The organism is Amycolatopsis azurea DSM 43854, from assembly GCF_001995215.1.
In the GTDB taxonomy this organism is placed as follows: domain Bacteria; phylum Actinomycetota; class Actinomycetes; order Mycobacteriales; family Pseudonocardiaceae; genus Amycolatopsis; species Amycolatopsis azurea.
Genome location: NZ_MUXN01000028.1, coordinates 298314 through 307484 on the forward strand (window position 1 = coordinate 298314; position 9171 = coordinate 307484).

Annotated in this window: 10 protein-coding genes; 8 read left to right on the plus strand and 2 right to left on the minus strand. The window is 68.2% G+C overall.

Features of this window, described 5'->3' with window-relative positions:
* The first annotated feature begins 6 nt into the window (after nt 1-6).
* The 4 genes from B0293_RS38680 to B0293_RS38695 are packed head-to-tail and all read left to right on the plus strand — an operon-like array spanning nt 7 to nt 3023.
* Entirely contained in the window at nt 7-828 is an 822-nt protein-coding gene (locus B0293_RS38680; protein WP_005158774.1) for an isoprenyl transferase, read from the plus strand.
* Nucleotides 825-1247: a hypothetical protein gene (locus tag B0293_RS38685; protein WP_005158775.1), complete on the plus strand. Its 423-nt coding sequence runs from the start codon at nt 825-827 to the stop codon at nt 1245-1247. The genes B0293_RS38680 and B0293_RS38685 overlap by 4 nt, the downstream gene beginning before the upstream one ends.
* 37 nt (nt 1248-1284) lie before the next feature.
* The gene (locus B0293_RS38690) at nt 1285-2301 is read left to right on the plus strand and encodes a permease (protein ID WP_005158777.1); all 1017 of its coding nucleotides are present in this window, start codon (nt 1285-1287) and stop codon (nt 2299-2301) included.
* Nucleotides 2298-3023 carry a TIGR03943 family putative permease subunit gene (locus B0293_RS38695; RefSeq protein ID WP_005158779.1) on the plus strand — a complete coding sequence of 242 codons (726 nt, stop codon included), beginning with the start codon at nt 2298-2300 and terminating at the stop codon, nt 3021-3023. The genes B0293_RS38690 and B0293_RS38695 overlap by 4 nt, the downstream gene beginning before the upstream one ends.
* Nucleotides 3024-3485: 462 nt before the next feature.
* Here the strand turns inward: B0293_RS38695 and B0293_RS38700 are convergent, their stop codons facing one another.
* A complete protein-coding gene (locus tag B0293_RS38700; RefSeq protein WP_039918337.1) occupies nt 3486-3899 on the minus strand; it encodes a Fur family transcriptional regulator in 414 nt (137 codons plus the stop codon).
* Between the two features lie 2 nt (nt 3900-3901).
* Nucleotides 3902-4285, minus strand: coding sequence for an ArsR/SmtB family transcription factor (locus tag B0293_RS38705; RefSeq protein WP_039918380.1), 384 nt, complete (start codon nt 4283-4285; stop codon nt 3902-3904).
* Nucleotides 4286-4551: 266 nt separating this feature from the next.
* Here B0293_RS38705 and B0293_RS38710 point away from each other — a divergent pair, with 266 nt between their 5' ends.
* The 4 genes from B0293_RS38710 to B0293_RS38725 all read left to right on the plus strand — a co-directional run bounded on the left by B0293_RS38710 (nt 4552) and on the right by B0293_RS38725 (nt 8492).
* Nucleotides 4552-5622: a hypothetical protein gene (locus tag B0293_RS38710; protein ID WP_005158784.1), complete on the plus strand. Its 1071-nt coding sequence runs from the start codon at nt 4552-4554 to the stop codon at nt 5620-5622.
* 7 nt (nt 5623-5629) lie between these two features.
* Entirely contained in the window at nt 5630-6259 is a 630-nt protein-coding gene (locus B0293_RS38715; protein WP_005158786.1) for a class F sortase, read from the plus strand.
* 87 nt (nt 6260-6346) lie between these two features.
* Complete coding sequence (locus B0293_RS38720; RefSeq protein WP_005158788.1) at nt 6347-7012, plus strand: class F sortase; 666 nt, start codon at nt 6347-6349, stop codon at nt 7010-7012.
* 91 nt (nt 7013-7103) lie between these two features.
* Nucleotides 7104-8492 (plus strand): glycine--tRNA ligase, encoded by a 1389-nt coding sequence (locus B0293_RS38725; protein WP_005158793.1) that lies wholly within the window; start codon nt 7104-7106, stop codon nt 8490-8492.
* The last annotated feature ends 679 nt before the right edge of the window (nt 8493-9171 follow it).

Consider the following 9171-nt stretch of genomic DNA (forward strand, 5'->3'; position numbering starts at 1 on the left):
TCGAAGGTGCTGCGCAGGGGACGCGAGAACAAGGCGTCACAATTCGAGCTTCGCGCGCCGGAGCCGCATGAGTCCGGTGCCCGGCCGCCGGAGATCCCCAAGGAACTCCTCCCGAAGCATGTGGCGCTGGTGATGGACGGCAACGGCCGCTGGGCCAACCAGCGCGGGCTGCCGCGGATCGAGGGCCACAAACGCGGCGAAGCGGTGATGATCGACGTCGCCAGCGGTGCCGTGGAGCTGGGCGTCAAATGGCTGTCGGTGTACGCGTTCTCCACCGAGAACTGGAAGCGGAGCCCGGAAGAGGTCCGCTTCCTGATGGGCTTCAACCGCGACACCATCCGCCGCCAGGTCGACTACCTCGGCTCGATCGGCGTCCGCATCCGCTGGGCGGGCCGCCGTCCCAAGCTGTGGGCGAGCGTTATCAAGGAACTCCAGGTCGCCGAAGAGAAGACCAAGAACAACACGGCGCTGAACATGACCATGTGCGTCAACTACGGCGGCCGCGCCGAACTGGGCGACGCCATGCGCCGGATCGCCCAGGACGTCGCCGACGGGAAGCTGAACCCGGACAAGGTCACCGAGAAGACCATCGGGAAGTACCTGTACCAGCCCGACATGCCGGACGTGGACCTGTTCCTGCGGCCGTCGGGGGAGCAGCGGACGTCGAACTTCCTGCTCTGGCAGTCGGCCTACGCCGAGATGGTCTACCAGGACACGCTCTTCCCGGACTTCGACCGGACCCACCTGTGGCGGGCCTGCCTCGAGTTCGCGAAACGGGACCGCCGCTTCGGCGGGGCCATCGACAAAGCTTCGGAAGGAACCTCATGACCACCGAAGCGGCGGACACGGCGGCCCTGCTCACCTCCGCCCGGGAAGCCCTCGAGCGCTATCTCGAAGTCCACGTCGACGACGACGGCGCGCTGACCTTCTCGCACGCGGACGTCCCGTGCGTCATCCAGGCGACCCGGCTGGCCGAAGGGTTGACCGTGCTGAGCCTGACCTGCGTCGTCGCCTGGGATCTGCCGGACGACCCGGCGATCGCGGCTTCGGCGGCGGAGCGTGCCGGACAAGGCCTGTTCGGGACGCTCGGGGTCGTGCGCTCGGAGAAGGGGATCGACATCACGCTGAGGTACGCGTTCCCGGCCGAGGGCATGGATCCCTCGCCGCTCGGGACGCTGCTCATGCTGGTCGTGTCGACGGCGTCGCAGCTGCGTTCGGACCTGCTGGGGACCGCTCCCGGGGAGTGACCGCCGGAACGCAGGGTCACCTGGCATCATCTCGCGCATGGAAACCATTTCCAGAAGCGCCCCGGAGAAGAAGCCGGCCCGGCGGTTCAAGATCACCTCGATCGAGGTGCTCTGCGCGATCCTGCTGATCGCGATCCTCGGGCAGAGCTGGCTCCAGCAGGTGTTCGACGTGCCCGCGCTGCGGACCGGCTCGACGGTGTTCGTCGCCGTCTGCGTCCAGGCGCTGCCGTTCCTGGTGCTCGGCGTGCTGATCAGTGGCGCGATCGCGGCGTTCGTGCCCGCGAGGGTGCTGGAGAAGGTGCTTCCCCGCCGGGCGGGCGCGGCGGTCGGCGTCGCGGGACTGGCCGGGGTCGCCCTGCCGGGTTGTGAATGCGCGTCGGTACCGGTCGCGCGTCGGCTGATCGGCCAGGGCGTCGCGCCCGCGGCCGCGCTGACGTTCCTGCTGGCCGCGCCCGCGGTGAACCCGGTGGTGCTGGTCGCCACGGCGGTGGCGTTCCCCGGGAACCCGGAGATGGTGTTCGCCCGGTTCGCCGGTTCGCTCGCCACGGCGATGGTGATGGGCTGGCTGTGGGCGAAGTGGGGCAAGCTCGACTGGATCGCGGAGCGGGCCCTGAGGCGCATGCCGGACGTCCAGCACGGTTCGCGCTGGAAGACCTTCGCCGAGACCGCGCGGGCGGATCTGGTCGAGGCGGGCGGGTTCCTCGTGCTCGGCGCGATGATCGCGGCCGCGATGAACGTGCTGGTGCCCGCCAAGTGGTTCGGTGTGCTGGGGGAGCAGATCGTGCTCGGGGTGCTGGTGATGGCCGTGCTCGCCGTCGTGCTGGCGCTGTGCAGCGAGGCTGACGCCTTCGTCGCCGCGTCGCTGACCGCGATGCCGCTGCTGCCGAAACTGGTGTTCCTGGTGGTCGGGCCCGCGATCGACGTGAAGCTGTTCGCCCTGCAGACCGGTACGTTCGGCAAGTCGTTCGCGCTGCGGTTCGCGCCGGTGACGTTCGTCGTCGCGCTGTCCTGCGCCGTCGTGTCCGGCGTGCTCATCCTGGGAGGTGGCGCGTGAAACGCGAGACCCAGAACATCCTGCTGATCCTGCTCGGCGGGGCGCTGCTCAAGATCACCATCAACGGCGACTACCTGCGCTACGTCAAACCCACGCAGCAGCCGTGGATCATCGCCGGCGGCGCGATCATGGTCGCGCTGGGCGCGGTCGCGATCGTCCGCGACCTGCTGGCCGCGCGGGCCGCGGCCGTCGTCTCCGGCGACGTCCACGCGCACAAGCACAACACCCGTTCGGCCTGGCTGCTGATGGTGCCGGTGCTGGCCGTCTTCCTGGTCGCGCCGCCCGCGTTGGGCGCCGACTCGGTGACGAGGACCGAGGCCAGGGCGCCGCAAAGCGCCGCGGCGGGCAACGCCGCCGCCTTCCCGCCGCTGCCCGCCGGTGACGTGGTGCCGCTGGAGATCAACGACTTCGTCAGCCGGGCGGGCTGGGACAAGAGCGGCACGCTGAACGGGCGCACGGTGCGGCTGTCCGGGTTCGTCGTGCACAACGAGGGCACCACGATGCTGGCCAGGATGGTCATCGGCTGCTGCGCGGCCGACGCCTTCCCGATCACCGTGCGGCTGGTGGGCGACGGCGTGGCGGGCTTCGGCAACGACACCTGGCTGGAGGTGACCGGCACGGTCGTGCCGGGCACGGCGGTGCGCGAGAACAGCTACATGCCGGACCTGACGCTCACCTCGCTGCGGCAGATCCCGGAGCCGAAAGACCCCTACGAATACTGACCGGAAGTCGCGGTCGTGAGTGGTAAGTGTCGTTATAGCGGACTCGCATTTACCTACCTACTGGGTCCGTCACGTCGTCTGCCACTGGACGTGGACGGCACGGCCTTGATCAGCCCGGCACAGGCTGTGAAAGCCACTTTCGCACCGGTGAAGGTTGCGAAAGTGGCTTTCGCATCACGACCACCCCGCCCCGGAGGCATCGAGCGTCGCGAAAGCCACTTTCGGGACACCAGACGTCCTGAAAGTGGCTTTCGCGACACGGCGCAGTGAGCCCTCTGGTCGCCCCGGCCGCCAGACCGGCGCGATCCCGACACCACCACGCGCAGGTCGGGCGCGGGTAGGTAAATGCTGGTCCGTTCTAACGACACTTACCACTCACGACCAACCCGGCCCACGCTCTGCCGCCGCGCGACCGGTACCTAGGACACAGTCGGCTCTAACGCGACTTACCGCTCACGACCATCAGTGGTTCGAGCAGGTCCCGACGATCTCCACGGTGTGGCTGATGTCGGAGAAGCCGTGCTCGGAAGCGATCTTCTCGGCCCAGCGCTCGACGGCCGGTCCCTCCACCTCGACGGTGCTGCCGCAGACGCGGCACACCAGGTGATGGTGGTGGTGCGACGAGCAGCGCCGGTAGATGGCCTCGCCGGTGTCGGTGCGCAGGACGTCGATCTCGCCGGCCTCCGACAGTGACTGCAGCGTCCGGTACACCGTGGTGAGCCCGATCCCGTCGCCGCGTTTGCGCAGCTCGTCGTGCAGTTCCTGGGCCGAACGGAAGTCGTCGATCTCCTTGAGCAGCTCGACCACGGCGGCCCGCTGTTTCGTCGACCGGCGTCCCGGCACCGGCGCGGAACTGTTGGCCGTCGTCGGACTCATGCTCACTTCCCCTCCTGAACGTGGGCTACGGCGTCCACCACGATATGCGCAAGGTGATCGTCGACCAGCCGGTACACCACCTCGCGGCCGCGTCGCTCACCCTGTACGACACCCGCCGTCTTGAGCACCCGCAGGTGCTGGCTGATGAGCGGCTGCGCGACATCGAGTGTGTCCACCAGTTCGTGTACGCACCTGTCCGCGTTACGCAGCTGCAGGACGATGGCGATGCGCACGGGTGCGGCGAGTGCCCTGAGCAGGTCGCCCGCGTCCGCGAGGACGGCGGCCGAGGCGGACGCGGCGGGTTCGGCGGGGGGACGGGCCGTCGAATGCGGCCCGGGGTCTTCCGTGAAGCCCGGGGCGGCAGAGTCCGGGGTCACCGTAGCCATCGCCGCCTCCAAGTCCATCATGATTTCCGAAGTCATTACCAGTAACAGTGAAGCCCATCCTAGTGTTCCCGTCCGAGGCGGTCTGTTCGCCGACCGGGCGACCACTTGGCGGGGGCGTTACTGCTCCATTCGGGTGACTTCGCGAATATATGACCATTCCACTTCGCATGTCGTCGCCAACGGTGCAAGGTTGTCGCGGAGCGTTTCGTCGCTTCTCGTACGCTGACGACCGCGCTCTGAGGGCACGGAGAGGCAGTTGGGGAGACATGACTCGTTTCGTGACGAAGCTGGCCGCCGCCACGGCGGCCGTCGCTTTGGCGTCCGTCCCGGGGCTCGCCTCGGCGCAGACGACGCAGGCCGTCGATGAGAAGACCGGTCCCGTCTCGTTCGCGAACGTGGCGTCGATACGCATCGGGAACCCGGGATCGCTGATCACCGAGACCCAGCGTTCGCCGCTTACGCCCGGCCAGTCGAAACTCTCCCCGGATCGCACCGTCGTCCCCCGCGACGCCGGTGAAAAGAGCACCTTCGGCGACAAATGGGACATCAACCTGGGCCGCTTCGGCGCCGACAGCCCGTACCCGGCCGGTGTCGCCAGCCGCGACCACAACGTGATCGCCGCGCTGCAGCAGACCACGGTCCCGACAGCGGTCGCGGAGAGCAACTACGCCCTGATCGACAACGGGCGCGGCGGTGCGAAGCCCGCCGACAACACCGTGCTGGTGCTCGAAGGCGCGAAGAGCACCGTCGACTGCAGCGCGCCCGGCAAGGCGACGTCGTCGACGAGTGTGGAAAAGGTCTGGGTGCGGGAAGCGAACGGCGCACTGCGGCCCGCCGGCGCTTCCGGCGTCGACGTCAAGGGGCTCAAGCTGGGACCGCCGTCGGGCGTCAAGAGCGAGAACAGCGACAAGGACAAGACGACTTCCGACCTGACGCTGTCCCGGGTGACCGCCTTCGACCAGCTGATCCGGCAGGACGGCTGGCGCAGCGGCGACGTGACCGCGGTGGCGGGCTGGAAACTGGACATCGTCACGCACGTGCGTGACGCTGCGGGCAAGGATCTGCGCGAGGCCCGCACGACGATCGTGCTCGGCGGCGTGAGCTGCGGGATCCCGAAGAACTTCGTGGCGAAGCCCGCCGGTGGCACCGGCCCGGGCGCGGCACCCGAGCAGCCCGCGGTGCCGGGAACGGTCCCCGCGGGCGGTATCCCGCCGCAGGCCGACGACTCGACGCGGACCGTGGTCGGGCTCGGGCTGCTGGGTGGCGGAATCGTGATCGGAGCGGCCGCCCTGCTGCTCTTCCGCCGTCGCACGTCCGTCCCGGTGCGGGAGAAGTAGCGGCCCCGTGCGGACCTGGCCGGCGGGACTCGCCGCCGTCGTCTCCGCGCTCGCCATTTCCGCGGGCGTGATCGTGCTGACCTGGATCCCGCCGGAACCGGCGGTCCCGGCGGCGGAACCCGCGGTCATGCCGGGGGAGGACGGCGCACCCTTGGTGCTGCCCGCCGACGCCGCGAAGCGCGGTCAGCGACCCGGCACCATCCGGCTCCCGGAAGGCGGATCGGCGAAGCTCGTCCGCTCCGAAGTCAACTCCGACGGCACCCTCCCGATCCCGCGCGGACTCGGTGACGCGGCCTGGTGGGGCGCGCGGCTCGGCGCCGAAGCGGGGACGGCGCTGATCTCCGGGCACGTCAACTGGGGCGGCGTCAAAGGGCCGTTCGACGAGCTGTGGCGGATGCGGGAAGGCCAGGAGGTCGCCGTCAGCGACGCGGCGGGCGGGATCTGGGTCTACCGCGTGCGCGAGGTCGTCACCGTGCACAAGAACGACCTGCCCGCGCAGGCGGCGAAACTGTTCGCGCAGAGCGGGCCGCACCGGCTGGTGCTGGTCACCTGCGGCGGCGACTACCTCGGCGGGACGGACGGCTACCGGGACAACCGCGTCATCGTCGCCACTCCCGTCACCGGGCCGCCCGCCTGAAGTCGGTGCAACCCTTCTCGGCTCACGTCGCGTGTCTAGCGACACCGGCCGCTCCGGCGGCTTGACGCGAGCAAGGAGTAGTACCCGATGGTGGGACAGTTCGATGAAGGCGCCGCGAGCGAGGAGCAGCCGAAGAAGCGCTCCAAGCTGGGGGTGATCCTCGCCGCCGCCGCGATCTTCGTGGTGGCGGCCGTGGTCGTGGTGCTGGTATTCACCGGAAAGAGTGACCCTGTCGTCGCCGCTGCCGCGCAGGATCAGGCGAACACGTCCGCCGTACAGACGTCGGAGGCTCCGGTCGACACGGGCCAGGCGCCGGGCACGGTCAAACTGCCCGGTGGCGGCACGGCGAAACTGATCCGCAAGGAACTGACCGCCGACGGGACCCTCCCCATCCCCGAGGGCCTCGACGAAGCCACCTGGTGGGGCGCGAAACTGGGCGCCGACCAGGGCGCTTCCCTGCTTTCCGGGCATGTGAACTGGAAGGGCAAGAAGGGCCCGTTCGACGAACTGTGGCGGCTCAAGACCGGCCAGGAGGTCGATCTCGTCGACACCGACGGCGGCAAGTGGGTCTACAAGATCGCCGAGGTCGTCACCGTGCACAAGACGAAGCTGGCCGAGCAGTCGGAAAAGCTGTTCGGACCGGACGGCCCGCACCGGCTGGTCCTGGTCACCTGCGGTGGCGAGTACGTCGGCGGGACCGACGGTTACGAGGACAACCGCATCGTCACCGCCTCGTTGGTCAGCAGGCCCTGACGCGTCCGACCTCGCCGGAGGTCGTGCGGGGTCCTCCGGTTAGGCTTGTCCTTCTAGCCCATACCCGTCCCCGCATGCTTCGGAGCGTGGAGTGCCCGCCAACACCATTGAGACCGTCGTCAGCCTGTGCAAGCGTCGAGGCTTCGTTTTCCCGTGTGGAGAGATCTACGGCGGTACCAAGTCGGCGTGGGACTACGGGCCCCTCGGTGTCGAACTCAAGGACAACATCAAGCGCCAGTGGTGGAAGACCGTCGTGCAGGGCCGGGACGACGTCGTCGGCCTCGACTCCTCGGTCATCCTGCCGCGCCAGGTCTGGGCCGCGTCGGGTCACCTCGACGTCTTCACCGACCCGCTGATCGAATGTCTCTCCTGCCACAAGCGGTTCCGCGCCGACCAGCTGGCCGAGGACTTCTCCGCCCGCTCGGGCAAGGAGGTGTCCGAGGACGACCTGTCCGAGGTGCCGTGCCCGAACTGCGGCAACCGCGGGCAGTACACCGCGCCGCGTGACTTCAACATGATGCTGAAGACCTACCTCGGCCCGGTCGAGTCCGAGGAGGGCGTGCACTACCTCCGCCCGGAGACCGCGCAGGGCATCTTCATCAACTTCCTCAACGTGCAGACCACCGCGCGGAAGAAGCCGCCGTTCGGCATCGGCCAGATCGGCAAGTCGTTCCGGAACGAGATCACCCCGGGCAACTTCATCTTCCGCACGCGCGAGTTCGAGCAGATGGAGATGGAGTTCTTCGTCGAGCCGGGCGAGGACGAGACCTGGCACCAGTACTGGATCGACCAGCGCACCGAGTGGTACAAGGACCTCGGCATCAAGCCGGAGAACCTGCGCCACTACGAGCACCCGAAGGAAAAGCTCTCCCACTACGCGAAGCGCACCGTCGACATCGAGTACCGCTTCGCGTTCAACGCGGGTCAGGAGTGGGGCGAGCTCGAGGGCATCGCGAACCGCACCGACTTCGACCTCACGACGCACTCGAACCACTCCGGCGTGGACCTGTCGTTCTTCGACCAGGCCTCGAAGCAGCGGTTCCGCCCGTTCGTCATCGAGCCCGCGGCCGGTGTCGGCCGGTCGATGATGGCGTTCCTCGTCGACGCGTACCACGAGGACGAGGTCCCCAACGCCAAGGGCGGCGTCGACAAGCGCGCGGTGCTCAAGCTGGACTACCGGCTCGCGCCGTTCAAGGTCGCGGTGCTTCCGTTGTCCCGCAACGCCGACCTCACACCGAAGGCACGCGACGTCGCGGCGACGCTGCGCAAGCACTGGAACGTCGACTTCGACGACGCCGGTTCGATCGGCAAGCGGTACCGGCGCCAGGAAGAGATCGGGACGCCGTTCTGCGTCACCGTCGACTTCGACACGCTCGACGACCACTCGGTCACCGTGCGTGAGCGCGACACCATGGCGCAGGAGCGGGTCGCGATCGACAAGCTCGAGTCGTACCTGGCCGGCCGCCTGATCGGCTGCTGACACCTCCTGGAGAAGTACGTGAAGGCCCCCTTCATTGCGCTAGACGCAGTGAAGGGGGCCTTCACGTACTTATTTGGGAGGCATTGGTGTGGTCGGCGGTCGTGGTGGAGGATTTGGGACGGTGAACGTCCTGGATCCTCCACGCTCGGTCTTGTTGATGAGGGATTCGGGACGCTGAACGTGCCAGATCCTTGATCGACGGGGGAGGATTCCGGCTGGTGAACGTCCGGAATCTTCCCCCGTGACGTCGTCTGCCACCGGCCTGGCCGACGTGACCTTGATCAACGGAGGATCGGGTACGTGGAGTGTCCCGGATCCTCCGTTGATCAAGCTCCGAGGCCGGGCGACCGCCGAACCGTCACCCTCGCGCAGGTCAGGCGTGGGTAGGTAAGACCGGTCCGTTCTATTGAGGGGTAAGACAAAGGTGGCGTGTTCAGTCGCTCGCCCGCCTGCCGACCTCGGGTGTTGCGAAAGCCACTTCCGCAACGTTGAAGGTTGCGAAAGTGGCTTTCGCAACGCTTCGGGGACTCCGCCGCCCACGAGGACGGATGACCCTGGGTGAAGGGGGCTTTCCGCTCGTGCAATGCGCGGAAAGCCCCTCACCTCGCTGATCGCCACCGAATACCGGTCCGTGAAGGCCTCCTTGAGGGACTCTGGGTCCCTCAAGGGGGACTGGTAG

Coding starts and splice junctions, on each gene's coding strand:
- B0293_RS38685 (WP_005158775.1), top strand. CDS start 825: ATGACCACCGAAGCGGCGGACACGGCGGCCCTGCTCACCTCCGCCCGG.
- B0293_RS38690 (WP_005158777.1), top strand. CDS start 1,285: ATGGAAACCATTTCCAGAAGCGCCCCGGAGAAGAAGCCGGCCCGGCGG.
- B0293_RS38700 (WP_039918337.1), bottom strand. CDS start 3,899: ATGAGTCCGACGACGGCCAACAGTTCCGCGCCGGTGCCGGGACGCCGG.
- B0293_RS38705 (WP_039918380.1), bottom strand. CDS start 4,285: ATGGCTACGGTGACCCCGGACTCTGCCGCCCCGGGCTTCACGGAAGAC.
- B0293_RS38710 (WP_005158784.1), top strand. CDS start 4,552: ATGACTCGTTTCGTGACGAAGCTGGCCGCCGCCACGGCGGCCGTCGCT.
- B0293_RS38720 (WP_005158788.1), top strand. CDS start 6,347: ATGGTGGGACAGTTCGATGAAGGCGCCGCGAGCGAGGAGCAGCCGAAG.